General features: G+C 39.1%; 24 protein-coding genes. 12 read left to right on the forward strand and 12 right to left on the reverse strand.

Going from position 1 to position 21,429, the window contains the following annotated elements:
• Positions 1-37: 37 nt before the first annotated feature.
• Positions 38-190, reverse strand: a complete 153-nt coding sequence (locus HU823_RS10360) for a hypothetical protein (protein ID WP_165389501.1) — start codon at positions 188-190, stop codon at positions 38-40.
• Between the two features lie 166 nt (positions 191-356).
• Between HU823_RS10360 and HU823_RS10365 the strand changes: the two genes are divergently transcribed.
• A complete protein-coding gene (locus HU823_RS10365; RefSeq protein WP_197222020.1) occupies positions 357-1,679 on the forward strand; it encodes a globin-coupled sensor protein in 1,323 nt (440 codons plus the stop codon).
• A gap of 26 nt (positions 1,680-1,705) precedes the next feature.
• Here the strand turns inward: HU823_RS10365 and HU823_RS10370 are convergent, their stop codons facing one another.
• From HU823_RS10370 to HU823_RS10385, 4 genes are all read right to left on the reverse strand, one after another.
• Positions 1,706-2,038, reverse strand: coding sequence for a hypothetical protein (locus tag HU823_RS10370; protein ID WP_137790566.1), 333 nt, complete (start codon positions 2,036-2,038; stop codon positions 1,706-1,708).
• A gap of 355 nt (positions 2,039-2,393) precedes the next feature.
• Positions 2,394-2,915, reverse strand: coding sequence for a GDYXXLXY domain-containing protein (locus tag HU823_RS10375; RefSeq protein ID WP_197222021.1), 522 nt, complete (start codon positions 2,913-2,915; stop codon positions 2,394-2,396).
• Complete coding sequence (locus HU823_RS10380) at positions 2,908-4,146, reverse strand: DUF2157 domain-containing protein (RefSeq protein WP_197222022.1); 1,239 nt, start codon at positions 4,144-4,146, stop codon at positions 2,908-2,910. Before HU823_RS10380 ends, HU823_RS10375 begins: the two co-directional genes overlap by 8 nt.
• Positions 4,147-4,345: 199 nt before the next feature.
• Complete coding sequence (locus HU823_RS10385) at positions 4,346-5,137, reverse strand: SDR family NAD(P)-dependent oxidoreductase (protein ID WP_144702934.1); 792 nt, start codon at positions 5,135-5,137, stop codon at positions 4,346-4,348.
• A 134-nt stretch (positions 5,138-5,271) separates the two neighbouring features.
• On the opposite strand from HU823_RS10385, the gene HU823_RS10390 reads away from it, so the two are divergent.
• Positions 5,272-6,789 carry an aldehyde dehydrogenase family protein gene (locus tag HU823_RS10390; protein ID WP_197222023.1) on the forward strand — a complete coding sequence of 506 codons (1,518 nt, stop codon included), beginning with the start codon at positions 5,272-5,274 and terminating at the stop codon, positions 6,787-6,789.
• 481 nt (positions 6,790-7,270) lie between these two features.
• On the opposite strand, the gene HU823_RS10395 is transcribed toward HU823_RS10390, so the two are convergent.
• Positions 7,271-7,579, reverse strand: coding sequence for an ArsR/SmtB family transcription factor (locus tag HU823_RS10395; protein WP_066391336.1), 309 nt, complete (start codon positions 7,577-7,579; stop codon positions 7,271-7,273).
• Between the two features lie 188 nt (positions 7,580-7,767).
• On the opposite strand from HU823_RS10395, the gene HU823_RS10400 reads away from it, so the two are divergent.
• The gene (locus tag HU823_RS10400; protein ID WP_066239924.1) at positions 7,768-7,962 is read left to right on the forward strand and encodes an alpha/beta-type small acid-soluble spore protein; all 195 of its coding nucleotides are present in this window, start codon (positions 7,768-7,770) and stop codon (positions 7,960-7,962) included.
• A gap of 69 nt (positions 7,963-8,031) precedes the next feature.
• Positions 8,032-8,283 carry a hypothetical protein gene (locus HU823_RS10405; protein ID WP_225218929.1) on the forward strand — a complete coding sequence of 84 codons (252 nt, stop codon included), beginning with the start codon at positions 8,032-8,034 and terminating at the stop codon, positions 8,281-8,283.
• A 35-nt stretch (positions 8,284-8,318) separates the two neighbouring features.
• Here HU823_RS10405 and HU823_RS10410 read toward each other — a convergent pair whose 3' ends face one another.
• The 4 genes from HU823_RS10410 to HU823_RS10425 all read right to left on the reverse strand — a co-directional run bounded on the left by HU823_RS10410 (position 8,319) and on the right by HU823_RS10425 (position 12,189).
• A complete protein-coding gene (locus HU823_RS10410; protein WP_144702928.1) occupies positions 8,319-8,972 on the reverse strand; it encodes an amino acid ABC transporter permease in 654 nt (217 codons plus the stop codon).
• Complete coding sequence (locus HU823_RS10415) at positions 8,965-9,744, reverse strand: transporter substrate-binding domain-containing protein (RefSeq protein WP_144702925.1); 780 nt, start codon at positions 9,742-9,744, stop codon at positions 8,965-8,967. The genes HU823_RS10410 and HU823_RS10415 overlap by 8 nt, the downstream gene beginning before the upstream one ends.
• 313 nt (positions 9,745-10,057) lie before the next feature.
• Entirely contained in the window at positions 10,058-11,155 is a 1,098-nt protein-coding gene (locus tag HU823_RS10420) for an ABC transporter ATP-binding protein (RefSeq protein WP_137790557.1), read from the reverse strand.
• A gap of 137 nt (positions 11,156-11,292) precedes the next feature.
• Positions 11,293-12,189 carry a PucR family transcriptional regulator gene (locus HU823_RS10425; RefSeq protein WP_197222024.1) on the reverse strand — a complete coding sequence of 299 codons (897 nt, stop codon included), beginning with the start codon at positions 12,187-12,189 and terminating at the stop codon, positions 11,293-11,295.
• A 155-nt stretch (positions 12,190-12,344) separates the two neighbouring features.
• Between HU823_RS10425 and HU823_RS10430 the strand changes: the two genes are divergently transcribed.
• The 6 genes from HU823_RS10430 to HU823_RS10455 all read left to right on the forward strand — a co-directional run bounded on the left by HU823_RS10430 (position 12,345) and on the right by HU823_RS10455 (position 18,148).
• Positions 12,345-12,962: a polysaccharide deacetylase family protein gene (locus tag HU823_RS10430; RefSeq protein ID WP_197222350.1), complete on the forward strand. Its 618-nt coding sequence runs from the start codon at positions 12,345-12,347 to the stop codon at positions 12,960-12,962.
• On the forward strand, positions 12,959-13,657 hold the full coding sequence (locus tag HU823_RS10435; RefSeq protein WP_197222025.1) for a diphthine--ammonia ligase: 699 nt from the start codon (positions 12,959-12,961) through the stop codon (positions 13,655-13,657). The genes HU823_RS10430 and HU823_RS10435 overlap by 4 nt, the downstream gene beginning before the upstream one ends.
• Positions 13,658-13,719: 62 nt before the next feature.
• Positions 13,720-14,856 (forward strand): DUF445 domain-containing protein, encoded by a 1,137-nt coding sequence (locus HU823_RS10440; protein WP_144702916.1) that lies wholly within the window; start codon positions 13,720-13,722, stop codon positions 14,854-14,856.
• A 49-nt stretch (positions 14,857-14,905) separates the two neighbouring features.
• The gene (locus HU823_RS10445; protein WP_137790553.1) at positions 14,906-15,274 is read left to right on the forward strand and encodes a YlbF family regulator; all 369 of its coding nucleotides are present in this window, start codon (positions 14,906-14,908) and stop codon (positions 15,272-15,274) included.
• A gap of 156 nt (positions 15,275-15,430) precedes the next feature.
• Positions 15,431-16,282, forward strand: coding sequence for a Cof-type HAD-IIB family hydrolase (locus HU823_RS10450; RefSeq protein WP_197222026.1), 852 nt, complete (start codon positions 15,431-15,433; stop codon positions 16,280-16,282).
• A 381-nt stretch (positions 16,283-16,663) separates the two neighbouring features.
• A complete protein-coding gene (locus HU823_RS10455; protein ID WP_197222027.1) occupies positions 16,664-18,148 on the forward strand; it encodes an aldehyde dehydrogenase family protein in 1,485 nt (494 codons plus the stop codon).
• Between the two features lie 220 nt (positions 18,149-18,368).
• On the opposite strand, the gene HU823_RS10460 is transcribed toward HU823_RS10455, so the two are convergent.
• Positions 18,369-18,803 carry a GNAT family N-acetyltransferase gene (locus tag HU823_RS10460; protein ID WP_260858730.1) on the reverse strand — a complete coding sequence of 145 codons (435 nt, stop codon included), beginning with the start codon at positions 18,801-18,803 and terminating at the stop codon, positions 18,369-18,371.
• A gap of 29 nt (positions 18,804-18,832) precedes the next feature.
• The gene (locus tag HU823_RS10465) at positions 18,833-19,018 is read right to left on the reverse strand and encodes a YhzD family protein (protein WP_137790551.1); all 186 of its coding nucleotides are present in this window, start codon (positions 19,016-19,018) and stop codon (positions 18,833-18,835) included.
• Between the two features lie 147 nt (positions 19,019-19,165).
• Between HU823_RS10465 and HU823_RS10470 the strand changes: the two genes are divergently transcribed.
• A complete protein-coding gene (locus HU823_RS10470; protein WP_197222028.1) occupies positions 19,166-20,062 on the forward strand; it encodes an ABC transporter ATP-binding protein in 897 nt (298 codons plus the stop codon).
• The gene (locus tag HU823_RS10475) at positions 20,055-21,329 is read left to right on the forward strand and encodes an ABC transporter permease (protein ID WP_197222029.1); all 1,275 of its coding nucleotides are present in this window, start codon (positions 20,055-20,057) and stop codon (positions 21,327-21,329) included. The genes HU823_RS10470 and HU823_RS10475 overlap by 8 nt, the downstream gene beginning before the upstream one ends.
• Positions 21,330-21,429: the final 100 nt, after the last annotated feature.

The following is a 21,429-nucleotide window of genomic DNA, read 5'->3' on the forward strand; positions in this document are numbered from 1 at the left end:
GGGGTCCTTTTTTTCGTTATTTTTAGAAGGTTCATTATTAACCTTCTTCTTTATTCTTTTCATCCATCTCATCATTTTGTTCGCCATCGTCTACACCGTTGTCTTGGTCTACACCATCACCGCAAGCAGTTAATCCACCTAACGTTAACATTGCTGCCAATGTTCCAGCTGCCCATCTCTTTTTCCACATGTGAATCACTCCTCTAATCATTTTTTCTAAAATATTTTTGTTTAGTAAAAGATTCCCTTAAAGAAGTCGATAAAACATATGAATCTATAAAATGAGCGTATAGTCGCATGAAATTGCATCATATTGGATGAAATGTGAGTGATTATAAAGGAAGAAGGAAAGCAAATTGGCATCTATTTTAAGCATACTAACAAAAAAGAAGAGTACGACATTATTATTTGATCCTATTGAAAACGTAAAAGAAGATGTGAAGATCTTAGTATCTCCAAACAGTGAATGGCAGAAGCAATTGAACATGATTTCATTAACAGTGGATGACTTAGCGATTATTCGCTCGATCAAACCGTTGATCTCTGAGAATATAGAAGAAATCGTGAACCAATTTTATAAAAATATTGAACATGTGCCTGGCTTGATGGAAATTATTCAAAAACACAGCTCTATTAATAAACTTCAAGTAACGCTGATTAAGCACATACAAGAAATGTTTGACGGCGTTATCGACACAGCGTATATCGAACAAAGAAAAGTGATCGCCCGCATCCACTTTAAGATCGGACTGCAGCCGAAATGGTATATCTGTTCTTTTCAGGATATGTTGCTGTCTTTTTTATCTATTTTGGACAAGCATATTGAGAATAAAAATGAGTACCAGCATGCTGTTAAAGCAGTGACGAAAATTTTAAATTTTGAACAGCAGATTGTTTTAGAAGCTTTTGAGTTAGAGCAAATCAAACAAAGAGAGCAACATGAAGAGCAAAAAAGACAGATCGCATTATCAGTCGGGGATTCTGTGGAAGAACTTGCGAGTATCTCAGAAGAGACGAGTGCAGCACTAGAAGAGTTAACATCAAAGGCTGATGAAGTGGTTGTTTTTGCAAAGAGCACAGCAGAATCTGCTATACAGGTTTCTAATAATTCGTTAGCAGGTAAGAACAAACTAGATGATCATCAGCAAATGATCCTAAAAGTAAAAGATCAATCAGAACAGATTACAACAGAACTAATCAGCTTGGAACAAGCAACTGTTAAGATTAACGATGTTGTGGATATCGTTACAGCGATCGCAGAACAAACGAACCTTCTATCCCTTAACGCAGCGATAGAAGCCGCTCGAGCTGGAGAGGCTGGAAAAGGATTTTCTGTTGTAGCTCATGAAGTTCGAAAATTAGCTGATCAAACAAAGACCTCTGTTTCAGGTGTTTCTGAACTTGTGAAAAATACACACAAACGAATAGAAGCTGTCACTCAATCTGTTGAAAGTATTCATCATTATATAAACGATAGTGTCAGTGAAGCTACGGAAATATCAGATTTCTTTGTAGCTATTCTTTCTAAGATGGATGAGAGTACGGATCGAAGCGGAAAGCTAGAAAAAGAAGTAGAAGTGATGGCTGAAGTTATAGAAGAACTGAGTCATGCTGTAGGGCAGATCGCTGTATCAGCAGATTCGTTAACAGATGTTACGAAAAGCATGCAACAAGAATAAAGAAGAGATCCCGCTGGATCTCTTCTTTATTTATTGATTACATATTGTGCTCTATTGGTTTCGAATGAAACGATGTTATCGTCTGTTCGTATATCATTGATTCCATCGATTGGTATCTCGTAGGTAATTGTTGGTAGCTCTACTTGTGAACCTTCTTCTGCTGCATAAGCTGTCCCGTGTAAAAACAATATGTGATCACCTAAATAGTCATCATGTGCGTCTCTTTGTTCAAAGGTTGCCTTATCCAATGAGATTCTGATTTGATCTAGATCTCCTGCTTCTTCTTTACGAATAGAAATCTGGTTACCAGCCCACCCATTTAGTACATCTTTTAGTTCGATAATTTTAGTATCTGACATTGTTTTCACCTCATTATCAATTTTCCCGTAATCCTTAAACTTAAACCGGAGAATAATGAGTAATTAGATATAAAAAATGTATGCAAGAGTTTTTCTAGCTGACGAACGCTTTAGTAGGAATGCTGTAGTGCGTGACTGCAGGACATTATCGAATGATATTATCCATAAGAGGAGAACAGAGGCACACATTACGAGGTAATCTCTTTTTAATACGAGGTAAACCGATTTTTATACGAGGTAATCCTCGATAATTCCGTAGATAAAATTATTTATCCGATTTTCGACAAACACTTCCCAGCAATAAACAAAAAAACTCATAAAGGGCATTTTAAGCTCTTTATGAGTCGTTCAGCATCTAAGGGTTCAGCTCTACGATCTTATGAGCTCCCCAAGGTGCAACACTTATGATCACATCCATGTCTTTGGCTTGCTGTTCAAGTTCTTTTCCCGTGTTCTCTTGAACATAATACCTCTCAAACCCATACGTAAGCTGAATTTGGTCGAACGAGTTTTGATCCCAGACTTTTTCAGCTTTAGCAGTTAACACAACCTGGTTCTTTGCTATATCTGGTTTTTCAGAATAAACATTCTTAACCACATAATAACCTTCTTTGTTAGGCTGCAGAACAACATAGGTCTTATGATTGCCGCGATCTAGTTCAGCGGCATCGCCCTTGTAGCTTTTGAGAGGAGCTGTACTGATATCATAACGAAGTGTTACATAATCGCCATACAAAAGATCTCTTGGATCGACGGGAACGGTCTTAATCTTGATCTCTTTTCCGAAATAATCGATGCTGTAATAACTTCCTGCGATTAAGATCAGAAATAATACTTGAAGAAGGGCAGCGATCATCCAACCTCTTTTTTTAATCATGATGCGGACCTCCGTTCTTTAAGATCTGCTTTTTCTTACGTTGGAGAAACGCATTTAGTATGAATAAAAGAACTCCACCTAATAAGAAGAAAATGGACTTTGGCATAAAGGACCATGCCAGATTAAAGTAACCCATTAAGCAAACGAGCAGAAAGAGTACAATTCCAAAATTGATCTGCGACCGACTTTCGTTACGATAGCCCTCCGCAAGTTTGAAGCCAGAATAAACAAACATGATGATTAAATAAACAATGCCTACTATTAACGGCTCAGTCACTTTGACAAGGTAAAAGAACGGCATGAAAATCAAGAGTTCCCATGCATGCATGTATAAATTCTCCTGACGCTTTCGGACGACTGATAGAGCGAATAGAACGACCAGTACGGGGATGAACAGATAAGGGTTCGGCAGCTCAAAATCAGAAGAAAATTCATTTGTAAGTAAGAAATATAATCCGTAAGCAAAACCAAATCCAATGAGTGTTCCTAGGCGATTAAACGGTTGTTTAAATACTCTCTTTTCAACCCATAAACTGCTTGTAAATAAAGCGAATCCAAATAAGAAGAACCAAAATAAATTTATATCTTTAACCGTAATAAACATGAGAACTTGTGTACTGAGTCCAATCGTAAAAATCCAAGATTTTAGAGTGGATGGGTACAAGAAAACAAAGCCTCCGACAGCTATGATAAAAAGGATACATAAAAGGTAACTAAAGCTTTGAAATTCACTTATGCTGTAAAGTTGCCCTCCAACTGTTAAAAGCCCAATAAGGAAAAAATATAACTTGTGACGATCTCTGAATAAATAAAAGATGGCAGGAAGACTCCAGAAAACGAATAAACGTGCATCGACGGCATTAAGGTTAAAAGTTTGACCTAAAAGAATGATACTTGCTCCAAATGTAATGATTCCAAGGAGATTAAGAGAAGTACCTAATGAACGCTGGCCGGCTTTTAAATACCGTTCACCAGAATAGTAAAAACCGAGCATAAACACGATAAGTAAGGAAAGTCTGGCGATTGGTGAGATTTCTCCCCAATTTGATGCGATGAAAGATAGAATTCCGATGCCGATTAAAACACTAGCTAAAATGGGTAATACCCCAGTAACTTTGCCATTGTCTTCAGAATCAGGGTATCTTGCAAGAATTAAATCTAACTGATCTTCGGAAATGATGTTGTCAGCGATCCACTTTTGACCTTCTTTTCTCATCCATTTTTTGTTCATGTTTTACCACCTCAATTCATGTATATGTATATTTCAAACAAAACAGGACGAAACACAAATATTCTCTTTTAGTGTAATATTACACAATAGAATTTTTGTTATCAAGCAATAAATTGTAAAGAGCATTCGAAGTCTTATGTTAAATAAGGTTCATTAAAAAAAGAACAGCGATTTAAAGCTGTTCTCAAAATTATGACATTTATTTTTTGTCTTGTACATAATGCACGATTTTTAAAATCGTTTTGCGAGGTAAGAATCGTACGATGTTAGCTAATGCCTTGTTTTTAAATCCTGGAATCGACAATGATTCTTTAGACATCAAGGCGTTGTAGCCTGACCGCGCAACGTCGCTCGCATTCATTGCACCAGATTGAAACAAGCGAGATGATTCAAGGCTTGCCCGTTTTTCGAAGTTTGTAGCTGTAGCACCAGGACAAAGAGCGGTAACACTTACATCGGTATGGCGTAATTCATAGTTGATGGCTTCTGAGAAGGAAAGTACATAAGCTTTTGTTGCGTAATAGACAGCCATTAATGGTCCAGGTTGGAAAGCTGCAGTAGAGGCCACGTTTAAGATTTTCCCTCTATTACGCTTAATCATTCCGGGAAGAAGCTGTTTTGTAAGTGTTGTAAGAGCTGTTATGTTTACTTGTATCATATCTTTTTCATCTTTCCATGATGTCTCGTTAAAAGGTCCGTAAGCAGCAAATCCTGCATTGTTGATCAGAACGTCAATCTCAATACCCTTTGCAATAATCTCTGCTGTCAGTTCTTCTGCAGCGTCGGTTCGGCTTAAGTCTTTTGCAATTACCGTAACTGGAATATTGTATTTTTTAGACATCTGTTCGGCAATCTCATTAAGCTTCGACTCATTTCTAGCTGTAAGGACTAAATGATAGCCGTCTTTCGCAAAGAGATCGGCAAATTCAAGGCCAATTCCGCTTGAGGCTCCTGTAATGAGTGCAATTTTATTATTTATCAAAAGAAACATCCTTTCTATCATTATGTTTATATGTTTAAGAATATCAACATGATACCATATCCGTAAAAATAAATAAACAATAACTCATCAAAAAAGGTATGATGGAAGAAATATGAAAATTTTGACAAAGGAGGTGCGCTTGAATGAAAAACGTAATGATTGCAAAACATCCTGCAACAGGTGAAACCATCGACCAGTGGCTAGAAACGGGAGAAAATTACGTTCCTGAAATGTATGAAAAAGCTTCTGCTGCTTTTCAATATTGGTCCACACGTACATTAAAAACTCGATTAACGTTTATAAAAAAGATAAAGCAGCATCTATTAGATAACATGGATGAGATCGTAGATGAAATTTGTGCTGCGACTGGAAAAGTGAAAACAGAAGCTCTAACAGCAGATCTTATGCCTGTAATTGATATCATTGCGCATTATGAAAAGCGCGCACCAAAAATTTTAAAGCGGAAAAAAGTTTCCACACCGATTCTTTTTATAGGTAAATCTTCATATGTAGATTATTTTCCTCTAGGAACAGTATTAGTCATCTCACCATGGAACTATCCTTTTCAACTATCGATGACACCTGTAATCTCTGCACTGATCGCAGGGAATTCTGTTATTGTAAAACCATCTGAGGTAACACCTACGATCGGACTGTTGATTGAAAAAATTGCGAGAGAAGTGAATTTGCCGAAAAATGTTCTTCAAGTTGCGCATGGGGGAAAAGAGCTGGGACAAGCTTTGGTTTCTGGAACGCCAGATGGCATTTTCTTCACAGGATCTGTTGAGACAGGACGTAAGATAGGCGTTGAAGCAAGTAAGAGGTTTATTCCTAATACCTTGGAGCTTGGTGGAAAGGATCCAATGATTGTATTTGAAGATGCTCACATGATAAGAGCAGTGAATGGTGCAGTTTGGGGGGCATTTACGAATGCAGGACAAGTTTGCATGTCGATTGAAAGAGTTTATGTGCAGCATGCGATTCATGGAGAATTTATCGACAGGCTTGTAGAAGAAACGAAGAAACTGAAACTTGGAGTAGATATAGGTTCATTAACTTTTCCTCACCAAAAAGAGATTATCAGAAATCATGTGAAGGATGCATTAGAGAAAGGTGCTCTTCTGCTTACTGGCAAAGAGCCAGATCAGTGGGGAGACAGCATGTATTTGGAACCAATGATCTTAACGAATGTTACTGAAGATATGAACATCGTTAAAGAAGAAACGTTTGGACCTGTACTGCCTGTGATATCCTTCTCAACAGAGGAAGAAGCGATCGAAAAAGCGAACAGCACTGAGTTTGGATTGAACGCAAGTGTATGGACAAAGGACGCTAAAAAAGCGAATCGTGTTTCATCAAAGCTTGTAACAGGCAGTGCGGTAATTAATGATGTACTTGTTTCAGTAGCAAATCCTCATCTTCCATTTGGTGGTGTGAAAAGCAGCGGCGTAGGCAGGTATCACGGAGACGAAGGCTTGTTCACCTTTACCCGTCAGATGTCGGTAATGAAGGATGCGGGAATCAAACAACGAGAAATAAATTGGTACCCGTACGAAAATAAGTACTCAAAAATAAGAACATTGATCAGAGCTTATTTCTCAAACAGCAAACAAAGAGCGGCATTAATTCGTTCAGGTATTAAACAACTTAGGAAAAAATAGAGCTGTTTTCGTTTTGCAGAGTTGTTTTTGAAGTAGTTGATTTACGTTACAGTTGCTCGCTTTCCACGGGGCGAACGGTGAGCCTCCTGCCGCTTTGCGCCCTTAGGAGTCTCCACCTGACCGCTCGTCCCGTAGGAGTCTCGCACTTCCACTTCAATCAACTTGTCAATGAAGTAATAACAAAAAGAAAAGTTAGCAAAAATAAAAGCGATTCAGCCAACCATGCTGAATCGTTTTTTAGAAGTCTTTTTTCAATAGAAATTGACAGTTCTTTAAAAGTTGTTGCTATTAGTTTTCAAAAAGGCATCTTTGAAAGGTTGATTGTAGTGTAAGGTGGATGACTCCTGGGGGATCAGTGTGACAGGTGAGACACCTTATGGCGCAATGCGGCAAGGTGGCTCACCGCACACCACCCGGAAAGCGAGCAACCTGAAGCGGAAATCAACTACCTTCATAAACAACAGCGAATACAACAAAGAGCTTACAAAATACATTCCTCTTCAATAATGTGAATGAGCTGTTTGAGCTGAACAACGGTTTGATCAAGCGTTAAGAAATAAAAAATCTCTTTCCCTTTTTTCTCCGTCCCAACAATTCCAGCTTCTCGTAATATTTTTAAGTGATGGGAGACTGTTGGTCGTGACATTGGAGATTGACTGGCAATATCCGTAACATTCATTTTATCTGTCTCCGCTAAAAGCAGAACGAGGTCTTGTCTGACTGGATCACCTAATGCTTGAAACAGAGGTATGGTTTTTCTGAACATCTCTACTGCATATTCATTTGACATTTGCTTTCACCAACTTTTTCATAATCATCACATGATTTTTTTCTTACTATAATTCAGTATAAACCAACTAGACAACCTTTTTGAATACATCACCCGATTTGTAGTGGGAAGAACGCTATATATTGCCAGTGTTAGGAACGAATAGAGAAACTGGTGAGATACACAATAAGTGCAAGGGGGTGAAACACATGGCAAGAAGAAACAAATTGGTTGTCCCAGGAGCACAGCAAGCAATTGATCAAATGAAATATGAGATCGCATCTGAGTTCGGTGTTACACTTGGCCCAGATACAACTGCTCGTGCGAATGGCTCGGTTGGTGGGGAAATGACAAAACGTTTAGTCGCAATGGGTCAGCAACAGTTAAGTGGCGGTAATCGCTAACTTAGCTCGTAACTGATACAAAACGGGGGTGGAGGAATCCACTCCCTTTTTAAATCATAGGAGTTGATAATGATGGCGATGTGTCCGATCTGTAATAACTTTCAAACGATAAACGTTCGCTGTCCAGAATGCGGAAGAGCGGTTCAAGATCAAGGAAGAGTAAGTGATTTTTTCGATGATTACAGTCCCTACATGGAAGTGGATGAACTGAAGCTAGAGGATGGCTATCCGAGTAATTTTGCAGAAAGCCAATGCCCACATGTGTTTTATTGTGATGCTTGTCATCAAGAAGTGCTTTTTTTTATAGGTGAGTGGGAGTAGAAAAAACCTTCATATCTAAAAGAGACATGAAGGGATTATTGGCTGATTCTAATTCTTCTTTCAAGCAGTACTCGAAGACCGTCCAATAGAGAAGTTAAAATCCAATAAAGGACTGCAGCTTCTAATAGAACAGGTAATACGATCAGTTGTGATGCGCTGATCTGATCTGCCATCAAAGTAAGCTCTGGTACTGTAATTACTGAAGCTAACGAAGAAGCTTTAACGATATCGATCAATGAATTCCAAACGGATGGAATTGAAATTCTCCATGCTTGTGGGAGAATTACTTCTTTATACGTAAGATATCTGTTCATCCCAAGTGAAAAAGCAGCTTCCCATTGTCCTTTTTCAATCGACTGAATAGCACCCCGATAGGATTCGGCTATATAGGCACTAAAATGAAGTATGAGCCCAGCGAGCGCAGCCTGCCATCCTTCTGGTACATAAATAAACGTGAAACCGTTATAGAGAATCAATAATTGAATTAATAATGGCGTTCCTCTAAAGAAAGAAATATACCCCTTGGCAATCCCTGACAAGAATTTATTCGATGACATCCTGCATAAAGCAACAACCAACCCGAAAATAAGCGCTCCGAAAATCGATACAAGGCTTATGACGATAGTAAAAACAGCTCCCTCCAATAAATAGGGGAGGGAGTTGATCAGAATTTCTGATAAATTACTCACTTACATTTTCTCCAAAATATTTTTCGGAGAGCTTTTTCAGTGTACCGTCACTCTTCATTTCTTCAAGTGCTTTGTTTACATCTTTAATTAAATCTTTGTCATCTTTTCGGAATGCAAATGCCATTTCGTTTTCGTTAAAAGGTTCGCCAACCGCTTTAACGTTATAATCTGTTTTCTTTAATTCTGTCAGGATGAAAAGCTGATCGTTCATTGCAGCATCTACACGGTTAACATCTAAATCTGTTAATACTTGTGCAGCACCTTTATAGAACTTTGTTTTTGCTCCAGCTTTTTCGGCTTCAGCAGCGTAGTTACTTCCTTGTGTTGTTCCGACTACTTTGCCTTTTAAATCTTTAATTCCTTTGATATCTTTGTTGTCTTTGTTCACGATGACTTGTCCACCAGAAACGGTATAAGGAGTAGAGAAGTCATATTTAGCTTTTCTTTCGTCTGTTACAGTTACTTGATTCGCAACTAGATCAAATCGTTTAGAGTCTAGTGACGTAAACATGTTCTTCCATTCAGTGGCCACGAACTTCGGCTCCATATCAAGACGCTTAGCAACTTCTTTAGCTACTTCTACATCATAGCCTGTGATTTCATTTGTTTTCTTATCACGGTATGAGAAAGGTGGATATGTAGCTTCAGTACCTATTGTAAGTACTTTTTTATCTGAACCTGAACCTGATTTTGACTCGTCAGAATTTCCGCATGCTGACAACAGAATGACAGAAAGAGCGAGAGCTGACAGGAATTTAAATGTGTTTTTCAATTGAAGTCCTCCTCGTCAGGATAATCCCGACAAATTTTATAGAATTTATTGTATAAACGAATGGCGAATTCGTCAATCATTAAACATTTTCCCCGATAAAGAAAAAAATAACAGGGGATTTTTTTTGAGGGGACACATTATCACATAAAAAGGAGGGATAAACACATAATTTTAAAGTCCTATCATATAAAAATTAAGAGTTATCATATAAAAATATGAATGTATCACATAAAAATACATAATATGGTGTTTACTGGTATAGTCGACAAGAAAAAGCTCTGCTTGATTAAGCAGAGCTCTTATTACATATGAATTAACGAATACGAAGTTCTGTTTCTTTATCAAAGAAATGCGCTTTGTTCATGTCAAACGCTAACGAAATGTCCTGACCGTTGCGAATGTCTGTACGCGAATCTACGCGTGCGATAAAATCTTGTCCGCTAACTGTAGAGTACAAGAACGTTTCAGCACCCATCAGTTCAGCAACGTCGATTTTCGCTTCAATCTTCGTGTTTGAAGATGACTCTAAGAATACAGGCTCATCATGAATATCTTCTGGACGGATACCTAGGACAACATCTTTGTTGTTGTAGCCTTTTTCTTGTAGAATCTTCATCTTTCCGCCAGGAACTGCAATCTTCGTGTCACCGACTTTGAAGAATCCGTCTTCAAGCGTACCATTCAAGAAGTTCATTGCAGGACTTCCGATAAATCCACCAACGAAGATGTTCTCAGGTGTATCGTATACTTCTTTCGGAGATCCAACTTGCTGGATGCGTCCGTCTTTCATAACAACGATACGTGTTGCCATCGTCATCGCTTCTGTTTGGTCATGCGTTACGTAGATTGTAGTCGTTTGCAGACGTTGGTGAAGTTTTGTGATCTCAGCACGCATCTGAACACGAAGTTTTGCATCAAGGTTGGATAACGGCTCATCCATCAAGAATACTTTTGCATCACGAACGATGGCACGTCCTAGTGCAACACGCTGACGCTGACCACCTGAAAGTGCTTTTGGTTTACGATCTAAGTATTGCTCAAGACCAAGAATACGTGCTGCTTCTTTAACACGCTTTTCAATTTCTTCTTTGCTGAACTTTCTTAGTTTAAGACCGAATGCCATGTTGTCATAAACGTTCATGTGAGGATATAGGGCATAGTTTTGGAAAACCATCGCGATGTCACGATCTTTTGGAGCTACATCGTTTACAACGCGCTCATCGATGATAAGATCACCTTCAGAAATTTCTTCTAGACCAGCGATCATACGAAGCGTTGTTGATTTACCGCAACCAGATGGTCCTACGAATACGATGAATTCTTTATCCGAAATATCAAGGTTGAAATCATGTACAGCTGTTACTTTATTATCATATCTTTTTACGATGTTATTTAACTTAATACCTGCCATTTTTATAATTCCCCTTCCGATGTAAACGTTTTCTTAATGTTTTAAGTTTACGCTTTCATATCGGTAATCGTAAATGGACGACATGCCTAAAATAAAAAAACCTCTTTATGCAATGTGCACAAAGAGTTTTTTTGAAGCTAGCGATGATCTTTTTGTTCGATAAGAAGAATGGCCAAGTAAACGGTTAGTGCATTCTTCAATTGCTTAACATCAATGCCTGTTTTGTCATAAAACTTTTCCACACGATATTGAAGGCTGTTTCGGTGAATATATAATTGTTTCGCTGCTAACGAAACGTTAAGGTTGCATTCAACAAATACTTTGATGCTTTTTAGCGTTTCCTCGTCTTCTTCTCGCCATTCTTCTACTAGTGATGTTAATGTTTGATCGGCCATCGGACTGGCGGTCTGAAGAAGGATATACGGAACGATATCAGCTACTGTATATATGGATTTCGGCATCAAACGATTCCGCACGTCTAAAAATTGTTGCTGTTCTCTTGTATACGTTTCTTTTGCGCGATGAAGTTGATTGTTATAGCAGCCTATATAAATTGAAATATCTAAATAAAAGTCTGTAGAGAGCATGTCTTTTAACGCTTCATAAGGTGTCTCACTAAACTCCTGTTTGGATGTTTCAATAATAACGCCACTCTTAAGATCTTTGTTAAGAAGGAGAACTGCATCCTCAGGAAAAAGGCCATTTACTGCTTCTGAAAATGAAGCATGATCCGTGATCGGCTGCTTGCTAAAAAAGTGTACAAATCGATAGAAGCCTTCTTCTGTTGTAGCTTTCTCGTCAAAAAGAAGTGCTCTCCATTTTAACTGCTGTGCTGAAAAAACATTTGAAGAATTATCGTTTTCATATGTGTTAAACATGGAGCGAAGTAATGTTAGTTCTGATTCTGAAACAGCAGGTTTTGAGATACCGAACGGTTCGCCGCTGTCCTCTGAAAGGAACCAGTAATAGCCAGACTGCTGGGAGAGGTCTGTTGTCATAGAATTCTTATAGTGCTTCTTTAGCTTATCGAGCATCCTTTTTCATATCCTTTCAAGAAAAAGCTTGCTATTATTATAGCAATGTTAAGTGGTTAACTAAACTAACAGATTCCCAAGAAGGAGGAGACACTATGAAAACGTGTCCTTGAGTAACTTCTGCAACGGTCGTGTACGACTGGGAAAATAAAGAGATTTGGACGAATAAAAAAAATTGGGACAAGCAGGATTCACCTAAAGGAACAAAATCATTGATTCTTACATTTGATGATGGACCATCCTCTGTTTTGGTTGAACTGTTAGATATCCTAAAGAAACATCAAGTAAGAGCATTGTTCTTTTGGCAATCAAAGTTGTTGCATGTAAAACGACCTTGGAAACGGGTGATTGAAGAAGGGCATATGATTGGTGGGCATTCATTGCGCCATCGCGTTTTAACGAGACTTTCTTATCGTGACCAGCTTCATGATATTTCTACGAATTTGAAACAGCTGGAATCTCTCACTGGCCAAGAAATGATATATTTTCGTCCGCCTTTTGGACAATTTAATGAAGATACTTTGGATGTTCTAAAGAAGCTCAATGTGATGCCTTTTTTATGGGAAGTGGCGGGTCTGGATTGGGAACACAAAAAAGATCCCTTACACATTGTTCATAACATCTTGAATCATGCTGAGGATGGCTCTGTTATTCTTCTTCATGAATTAAAGCAAACCGTAGAAATTTTAGATGAATTGATTTCTGAATTAAAACTAGAAGGCTATGAGTTCGTATTGCCTCCTAAATCGTTATATAGGGAGGGTTCTAGATGAAGAAAAAAATTGTCGTTTCATTCAGTGGTGGAAAAGATTCTATATTAGCTCTGTATCGACTGCAGAAGTCGGCAGATTGGGAGATCGATTCCTTACTAACAACATTAACAGAAGACTACGATCGGACAACCATGCATGGCGTTCGAAATGAACTTTTAGAAATGCAGGCTAAATCACTTGGTTTACCTCTCCGAGCAGTTTGGATCCCTAAAGATTGTTCGAATGATATGTACCAACAAAGAATGGAACAAGCTGTTAACGACATTAAGGCTGATGGTATACAGCACATCATGTTTGGGGATATTTTTTTAGAAGATGTAAAAAAATATCGCGAAAACATGTTAGAAGGTACAGGAATCACACCATTTTTTCCAATATGGGGTGAGAGTTCTGAGCAAATTATTGAGGAGTTTTTGAGTGAAGGATTTAAGACTGTTGTGTGCTGCTCAGATACATTAAAAATAGATGCCTCTTTTACTGGCCGTGTCATAGACGAGCAGTTTATAGAAGACTATCCGAAGAAACATGATATATGTGGTGAGAACGGAGAATTTCACACGTTTGTTTTTGATGGACCGAACTTTTCCTTTCCTGTTACGTATACGTTAGGTGAGACGAGAATGGTAAAAGATATGTTCAGTAATGAAGATCGTTTTTATTATGTGGATATCCTTCCAAAAGGGGAGCTAAAATAGCTAGCGCAATCATAATTCACATTTACTAGGAAAATAGAATCTAGAGTAATGGAGACAAAAATATGGATATATGGATTTCAATTTCTATTATGGCGATCGTCGGTGCGTTTATTGGTGGTCTAACAAACTCCATTGCAATCCGAATGTTATTTAGACCGTTTACTACATTATACATTGGTAAATATCGAGTTCCATTTACACCTGGACTCATACCGAAGCGTAGAAAACAACTCGCCGTGCAGCTGGGTGAGACCGTAACCAAGCACCTATTAACCGCAGAAGGTGTACAAGCGAAAATTAACGACAACGTATTTCGCAAAGAGATGACTGAACTTGTTCAAGTAGAACTGAAACGCTTCTTAAAGAGTGATATGACGATTAGTGATCTGCTTAAACAAGATTTTGGTGTGGATGATGTTCAGAACAGAATCCAAGCAACAACCGAGGCATGGCTGAGTTCTCGAATGAATAGAATGCTTCAGGAATCAAATGGTAAGGAAATGAAAGATGTTCTGCCAGAAAAATTTGTTGCCAGAGGGGAAGAAAAATTACCAGAAGTCGTAGATTGGCTCTTGAACAAAGGGGTTACTTATTTAGAAAGTGAAGAAGGCCGGAAATCACTTGCGAGTGGCATTGATGCTTTCCTAATGGATAAAGGGATGCTCGTTAATATGGTATCTATGTTTTTTGGTAATGTTAGTCTTGCAGACAAAGTACAACCGGAACTGATCAAGTTCATGAAACATGAAAATACACGTGATACCATGCTGAGTCTACTTCAGCAAGAATACCGAAACTTTATGGAAAAAAGAACAGAAGAGGCACTAGGGCTGCTGAAACTGCCTGAGATTACTACAGGTTTAGCAAAAGAAATTACAGCTAGACTTCCTATCGAAGAGTATTTAAACACACCTGTATCTTCATTAGCGAGTTCGGTTGAGAGCTGGATTATTGATGACCTAACACCAAAAGCAGTATCTGCAGGTCTAGATCTATTTGTCGATCGATTAGAAATGCTGCTTGAAAAGATGCATCTTGCTAAAATCGTGGAAGAACAGGTTGAGGCCTTTTCTCTAGAGCGTCTAGAGGAAATCATCATATCAATCGCAAAAAGTGAACTTAAGATGATAACATGGCTAGGAGCATTGTTAGGCGGAATTATCGGTGTATTTCAAGGTATCCTTGTACTATTTTTGTAGAGTCTGTTATAGTGGGTACCGTAGTTAATCAATAGGAGGTATTTTACCAATGTCAAACGTATACGATGTTGCTTACGACTTAGAAAAAGCATTGCGCAATAGTGAGGACTTTACAGCTTTAAAACAAAGCTATGATGAAGTAAATAACAATCCGGAAACGAAAGAACTTTTCGGTAAATTCCGTGATATTCAAGTAAATCTTCAACAAAAACAAATGAACGGCCAAGAAGTGACTCCTGAAGAGATTGAAGAAGCTCAAAAGCTTTTTGCTGATGTACAGCAGAACGAAACGATCTCAAAGCTTATGGCAGCAGAGCAACGTATGAGCATGATCATCAATGATCTAAATAAAGTGATCACAAAGCCACTGGAAGAGCTTTACGGACCAATGGTTGAAGAAGACGGACAACAGCAATAATAATATGCTGATCTAACCCCCTGTTACTTTTGTAGCAGGGGCTTTTTCTTTTGCCTAATATTTCTTAGGTTTGTCCGCGTTCTAAAGCATGTTTCAAGGTCATAAACTTAACACGAGTTCTTATACTATATTTTCGCGAAATGGGGGGAGCGCATCATGGTATACCGTTTACTAGCGATTGACATCGACGGAACCCTACTGCGAAGCAATTTCCGTATCGATAAAGAAACGAAAGAAGCCATTGATTATGTGCAGCAAAAAGGGGTCTATGTCACACTCGCTTCGGGCAGGAGTTTTCCATCTACACAAAAGATAGCAAAAGCGTTAAAGATCGACAGTTATTTGATCAGTCATAATGGTGGATTCATTGCTTCATCTCTTGATGAACCTCTTCAAGAGAAAAGGTTATCGGTCGAGGATACTTATAGATTAGTAGAAGTTCTTGGAAATTACGAATGCCACATGCGCGTCGTCCATGAGCGCTTCTCAGTGGGAAATCAACTCAAGCAAAAAAGTCAGCTCGTTGCGAAATTAACATTAAGCACGGGTGATCCGCTGTTCTACCCTGTATCTTTTACAGAGAATCTTGGAGACTATGTTCTCTCACAAGAAGTGGCACCTCCAAAGATGGATGTACAGTTCTTTGATGAGAAAGAATGCGACTCTGCAATGAAGTATCTAAAAGAACATATGCCAGACTTTGAGTATTCTTCATCGGCAAAATGTCAGTTAGAGATCACAGCAAAAAAAGTAACAAAAGGAAATGCCTTAAGGTTTCTTGGTGAGAAACTCGGGATCGCTCCAAATGAGATGGTAGCAATCGGAGATTCCTATAACGATCTAGATATGATTGAATTTGCAGGTCTAGGTGTAGCGATGGCAAACGCACCTGATGAAGTAAAGAGAAAAGCGAAGTGGATCACCCGTACAAACGATCAGTTAGGCGTACCGTACATGGTAAAAGAAGTGTTCCGCAAGCAGATGCGCTTCCAGACGATGAAAAGATAGTTTATTAGTAAAAGAGGGCTCTTTTTAGACATTTTGTCTGAGAGGAGTCTTTTTTTGTGCGTAGTAAAAGTGGAGAAGGGCATATGTGGGCATTTGTGAGCGATTCTTGAGATTTGTGAGCAGTTCTTGAAATTTGTGAGCGATTCTAGAGATTTGTGAGCGGTTCTTGAGATTTATGAGCGATTCTATAGATTTGTGAGCGATTCCTAAACCCTGATGGTCTGTCCATTGATTACATACAAATAGAGTACTTTCGACACCTCCCGTCGAATTTCGTAAAAAACGTTTCAGTTTTATTACAAATGTAGAAAATGAAAGGGTTTACATGAATCGTGACGAATAATATTTATGTAAGAACCACAATGTAAAGGGAGGATTCAAATGGAAAAAACTTTAGACCTTCAATTAAAACCAAAGGTGGCCGAGTTTCTTAACGGAACGAAAAAGCATTTTATTAATGGGGAATGGGTCAGCTCAGCTAGCGGAAAAACATTTGAAACGTTAAACCCTTCAACTGGAGAAGTTTTAGCAGTTGTATCTGAAGGTGGAACTGAAGATATCGATAAAGCCGTAAAAGCAGCAAGAGCAGCTTTTGAAACAGGTTACTGGTCAAAGATGCCTGCTTCAAAGCGAAGCTACTTGATCTACAAATTAGCAGAATTAATGGAAGAGAATAAAGAAGAATTAGCACAGCTTGATACATTGGATAACGGGAAGCCGATCCGTGAAACGATGAATGCGGATGTTCCGCTCGCGATCGAACATTTCCGCTATTATGCTGGTTGGTCAACGAAAATCGTAGGGCAGACGATTCCTGTAGCAGGAAGCTTCTTTAACTATACGCGTCATGAAGCGCTTGGTGTAGTTGGACAGATCATTCCTTGGAACTTCCCATTATTGATGGCTGCTTGGAAGCTTGGTGCAGCACTTGCGACGGGATGTACGGTCGTACTGAAGCCGGCTGAGCAAACACCTCTTTCAGCACTCTACTTGGCAAAATTAGCACACGAAGCTGGGTTCCCTGAAGGTGTGTTAAACGTTGTAACGGGTGCTGGTGAAACAGGTGCAGCGCTAGTTGATCATCCAAACGTGGACAAGATCGCATTTACAGGTTCTACTGAAGTTGGAAAGCTGATCATGCGTAATGCGTCTAACTCTTTGAAGCGTGTAACGCTTGAGCTTGGTGGAAAATCACCAAATATCATCTTGCCTGATGCTGACATGAGCCGTGCAGTTCCTGGTGCCTTAAGCGGAATCATGTTCAACCAAGGACAAGTTTGCTGTGCGGGATCACGTTTATATATTCAAAAGAAATCATTTGATAATGTAGTGGCAGACCTTGTGTCTCATGCGAAGAAAATTAAGCAAGGTCCTGGATTAGATCCAGATACAACGATGGGGCCGCTCGTATCTCAAGAACAGCATAACCGCGTTCTTGGATATATTCAAAAAGGACAAGATGAGGGTGCAGAATTGTTAACAGGAGGAACAACTCCATTTGACAAAGGATACTTTGTTGAGCCGACAATCTTCGCTGATGTAGATGATAAGATGACGATCGCAAAAGAAGAGATCTTCGGACCAGTTGTGGCTGCAATGCCGTTTGATGACTTGGATGATGTGATTTCACGTGCAAACGACTCTGAGTATGGTCTTGCTGCAGGACTATGGACTGAGAATTTAAAAACAGCTCATTATGTATCGAACAAGCTTCGTGCTGGTACGGTATGGGTGAACTGCTATAATGCGTTTGATGCTGCTTCACCATTCGGCGGATACAAGCAATCAGGTATCGGACGTGAAATGGGATCTTATGCATTAAACAACTACACAGAAGTTAAGAGTGTGTGGGTTAACTTAAAATAGACAACAAGATATAACGGGGTCAAAGAATTGAGCGGATAAATAGGAAAAACCGGGTGCTAGATCCAGCATCCGGTTTTATCTTTATTCATTGATAAGCGGCGAATTTCTTCGTCGATTTTGTTTTCTCGGTGCTCATGTAGGTGGACTACACTCCGCTCCTCAAAAACTTTACTTCCTCGATCTTCTTGCTTCTAAATGAAGAATTTTAAGCGGCTGATAATTAAAGCATCACCTTAATGAACCGCAACCCTGTATCATCATAATCTAGACTACGATAGAACTCATGCGTATCCGTTCTTTGTTTTCCACTATTAAGCAGGATCGCCGTACAGCCTTGTTCTTTTGCCCATTCTTCCCCATAACGAACAAGTTCCTTGCCTATACCGTTTCCTCTGAATTCTTCACTTACCACTAGAGCAGTAATACGTGCATAGCAGCCGTTTTTTTCAAAATATATACCCTTTGCAAGGCCGATCATCCCAATCACTTGGTCGTTTACACAAGCCACAAAACAAGCATAAGCCGGATTAGGAAGCAGCGTTTCTAATCGCTCTGTCATCTCTTCTGGCTTGGTTGGATAACCGAGCTCTCCCATTAAATAAGAAAGTTCATAACTGTCATCGTATCGAGCTTCTCGTAGAATCACTTCACTCACTGTTTTCTCCCTCGTTTCCATGAGTTTCATTAGCGATGGAAAAGAAGCAACTGTCCCTTTGGTGAAGTCAGACGATGCGTTTTTTCTTGCATGTTCAGTTCAGCCAAACGGGCTTCTCCTTGCTCTTTTGCTTCAGAGTCGCTCTGTGCAGAAATTGTTTCATCCAATATTTTTTCACCATTACTTTCGTATGCAGTTAGTGCGTATGTATTCATGATGATCGAACTCCTTTCGTATCTAAATTGGATTTCAACATTCGACGAATTTTTCCTGCCTTAAACTTAAGAATTTATATGAAACTTAACCTATTACCCCGCGTACTAGGAATATATGGTATATTTTACAGCGGGAGGGATATAGTCATGTTGACCATTAACGAAGTAAGGAAACAGTTTGGTAGTTTTACAGCCGTTGACGGAATTAACTTACAGATTCCTAGAGGTGAGATCTTTGGTTTGTTAGGTGCGAATGGTGCGGGAAAAACAACGACATTTCGAATGATCTTAGGATTATTAACACCATCACAAGGAAGAATTACATGGAACGATAAAGAAATCTCGTATGAGACGAGCGATCTTATAGGGTATCTACCCGAAGAAAGAGGATTGTATCCAAAGCTGACAGTTAGAGAGCAGTTGATCTATCTCGGGCAGTTGCGTGGTATGACGCGATCACAAATTCAAGAACAGACGGATAAGTGGTTGAAGCGCTTCGGAGCAGAAGAGTATTTGAATAAGAAGGTAGAAGCGTTGTCTAAAGGAAATCAGCAAAAAATTCAGTTCATCGCGGCTGTTCTTCATCGTCCGGAACTTTTGATCTTAGATGAACCGTTTAGCGGACTAGACCCTGTGAACGTTGAGCTTCTAAAGAGTGCTGTTCATGAGCTTAAAAAAGAAGGAACGACGATTGTTTTCTCCTCTCACCGAATGGAGCATGTAGAAGAACTATGTCAGCATCTTTGTATCATGCATAGAGGAAAGTCAGTTGTTCAAGGAAATCTAAAAGAAATCAAACGATCTTTTGGGAAAAAGAACGTATCTGTTAAAGCAGACTTTGATCTAACTTATCTGAAAGATACGGCTGGAGTTATTAAGCATCGTACAACAGGAGACGGAATCATTCTTCAAATTGAACGAGAAGAAGTAGCAAAGGATTTATTCCAAGCTATTCAATCAAAAGGATTTGTAAGAAAGTTTGAACTTGAGGAACCTTCCTTAAATGATATCTTCATCGAGAAAGTAGGTGTAGTTCATGAGTAAATTTATGACGGTAATGATGCATACATACCGATCTAAAATTAAATCGAAACCATTCCTGATCACTACATTGATTACAATCGGTTTGTTATTTGTCATAACGAATATGAACGAGATCACAAAAATGTTCGGTGAAGATGAGGCTTCTAAAATTGGGGTTATTGACCGAACAGGAGAGACACTTCCAGCTCTTCAAACACAACTTAAGCAAACAAATGATGATTTGAAAGCAGAAGCGTTTACGAAATCGGAAAGTGAAGCAGAAAAAGCAGTACTTGATGGTAAAATTGAAGGACTTTTAATTCTGGATAAAGATGCTTCAGGCATCATTACAGGAACTTATAAAGCAGAAGATGTAACACAGCAGAGCCTGATTGCGGATGTAGAGTTGGCACTGCAACAGATTAAGAACAAATCAGCTGCCGAGTCCATTGGATTGAACCAAGAACAGCTCGCTGCTATTTATTCTCCGGTTACTTTTGCAAAGGAGTCATTGTCAGATTCAGCGAAAAGTGAAGAAGAAGCAGCACAAGTATATATCTTAGTGTACGTGGTCCTATTTTTCATGTACATGGCCGTCATGATGTATGGAAGTATGATCGCTGTAGAGGTAGCAACAGAAAAATCTTCACGTGTTATGGAAATCCTGATTTCTTCTGTATCGCCTGTGACACAAATGTTTGGGAAAATCTTTGGTATCGTACTCGTAGCATTAACTCAGCTTGCGCTGTTTATTGCGGGAGGATTTCTTGCTGTTAAATTGAACGGACAGCTTAGCGGAAGTGAGAGTATTATAAATGAATTAAAGTTGAATGAGATTCCAACCTCATTAATCATCTATGCTCTTGTGTTTTTCATTTTAGGATTCTTCCTCTACTCAACTCTATTTGCGATGCTGGGTTCATTGATCAGCAGAGTTGAAGAAGTAAATAATCTGATGACACCAGTAGTCATCGTGATTGTGGCAGCATTCATGATCGCTATGTTCGGCAGAGAAAACCCAGAGTCTGGTTTCGTTGCTGCTGCATCCTACTTCCCGCTGTTCACACCGATGCTCATGCTGCTTCGTGTAGGGATGCTTTCATTACCAGTTTGGGAAGTAGCACTAGGAATCAGCGTCCTAGTCGGAGCTATCTTCTTGTTTGCTATAATTGGTGCTCGTGTGTATCGCGGTGGTGTATTAATGTACGGAAACGCACCGTCCCTGAAGTTGTTCAAGCAAGCTCTTCTTTTATCGAAGCAAGAGAAGAAAAACACAACCGACATCTAATCTGAAAAAGAGAGCCTCGTGCTCTCTTTTTTACTCGTTCACAAGCGAACGTGCTTTCGTATATATGTTAAAATGAAGGGAAGAATGGTAGAAAAAGAGG

The sequence above is a fragment of the Fictibacillus sp. 18YEL24 genome (assembly GCF_015903855.1).
Classification (GTDB): Bacteria; Bacillota; Bacilli; order Bacillales; family Fictibacillaceae; genus Fictibacillus; species Fictibacillus phosphorivorans_C.

Coding starts and splice junctions, on each gene's coding strand:
- HU823_RS10435 (WP_197222025.1), top strand. CDS start 12,959: ATGAAGAAAAAAATTGTCGTTTCATTCAGTGGTGGAAAAGATTCTATA.
- HU823_RS10455 (WP_197222027.1), top strand. CDS start 16,664: ATGGAAAAAACTTTAGACCTTCAATTAAAACCAAAGGTGGCCGAGTTT.
- HU823_RS10385 (WP_144702934.1), bottom strand. CDS start 5,137: ATGTTTCTTTTGATAAATAATAAAATTGCACTCATTACAGGAGCCTCA.
- HU823_RS10440 (WP_144702916.1), top strand. CDS start 13,720: ATGGATATATGGATTTCAATTTCTATTATGGCGATCGTCGGTGCGTTT.
- HU823_RS10475 (WP_197222029.1), top strand. CDS start 20,055: ATGAGTAAATTTATGACGGTAATGATGCATACATACCGATCTAAAATT.
- HU823_RS10395 (WP_066391336.1), bottom strand. CDS start 7,579: ATGTCAAATGAATATGCAGTAGAGATGTTCAGAAAAACCATACCTCTG.
- HU823_RS10370 (WP_137790566.1), bottom strand. CDS start 2,038: ATGTCAGATACTAAAATTATCGAACTAAAAGATGTACTAAATGGGTGG.
- HU823_RS10470 (WP_197222028.1), top strand. CDS start 19,166: ATGTTGACCATTAACGAAGTAAGGAAACAGTTTGGTAGTTTTACAGCC.
- HU823_RS10465 (WP_137790551.1), bottom strand. CDS start 19,018: ATGAATACATACGCACTAACTGCATACGAAAGTAATGGTGAAAAAATA.
- HU823_RS10360 (WP_165389501.1), bottom strand. CDS start 190: ATGTGGAAAAAGAGATGGGCAGCTGGAACATTGGCAGCAATGTTAACG.
- HU823_RS10375 (WP_197222021.1), bottom strand. CDS start 2,915: ATGATTAAAAAAAGAGGTTGGATGATCGCTGCCCTTCTTCAAGTATTA.
- HU823_RS10400 (WP_066239924.1), top strand. CDS start 7,768: ATGGCAAGAAGAAACAAATTGGTTGTCCCAGGAGCACAGCAAGCAATT.
- HU823_RS10405 (WP_225218929.1), top strand. CDS start 8,032: ATGATGGCGATGTGTCCGATCTGTAATAACTTTCAAACGATAAACGTT.
- HU823_RS10390 (WP_197222023.1), top strand. CDS start 5,272: ATGAAAAACGTAATGATTGCAAAACATCCTGCAACAGGTGAAACCATC.
- HU823_RS10420 (WP_137790557.1), bottom strand. CDS start 11,155: ATGGCAGGTATTAAGTTAAATAACATCGTAAAAAGATATGATAATAAA.
- HU823_RS10425 (WP_197222024.1), bottom strand. CDS start 12,189: ATGCTCGATAAGCTAAAGAAGCACTATAAGAATTCTATGACAACAGAC.
- HU823_RS10445 (WP_137790553.1), top strand. CDS start 14,906: ATGTCAAACGTATACGATGTTGCTTACGACTTAGAAAAAGCATTGCGC.
- HU823_RS10380 (WP_197222022.1), bottom strand. CDS start 4,146: ATGAACAAAAAATGGATGAGAAAAGAAGGTCAAAAGTGGATCGCTGAC.
- HU823_RS10450 (WP_197222026.1), top strand. CDS start 15,431: ATGGTATACCGTTTACTAGCGATTGACATCGACGGAACCCTACTGCGA.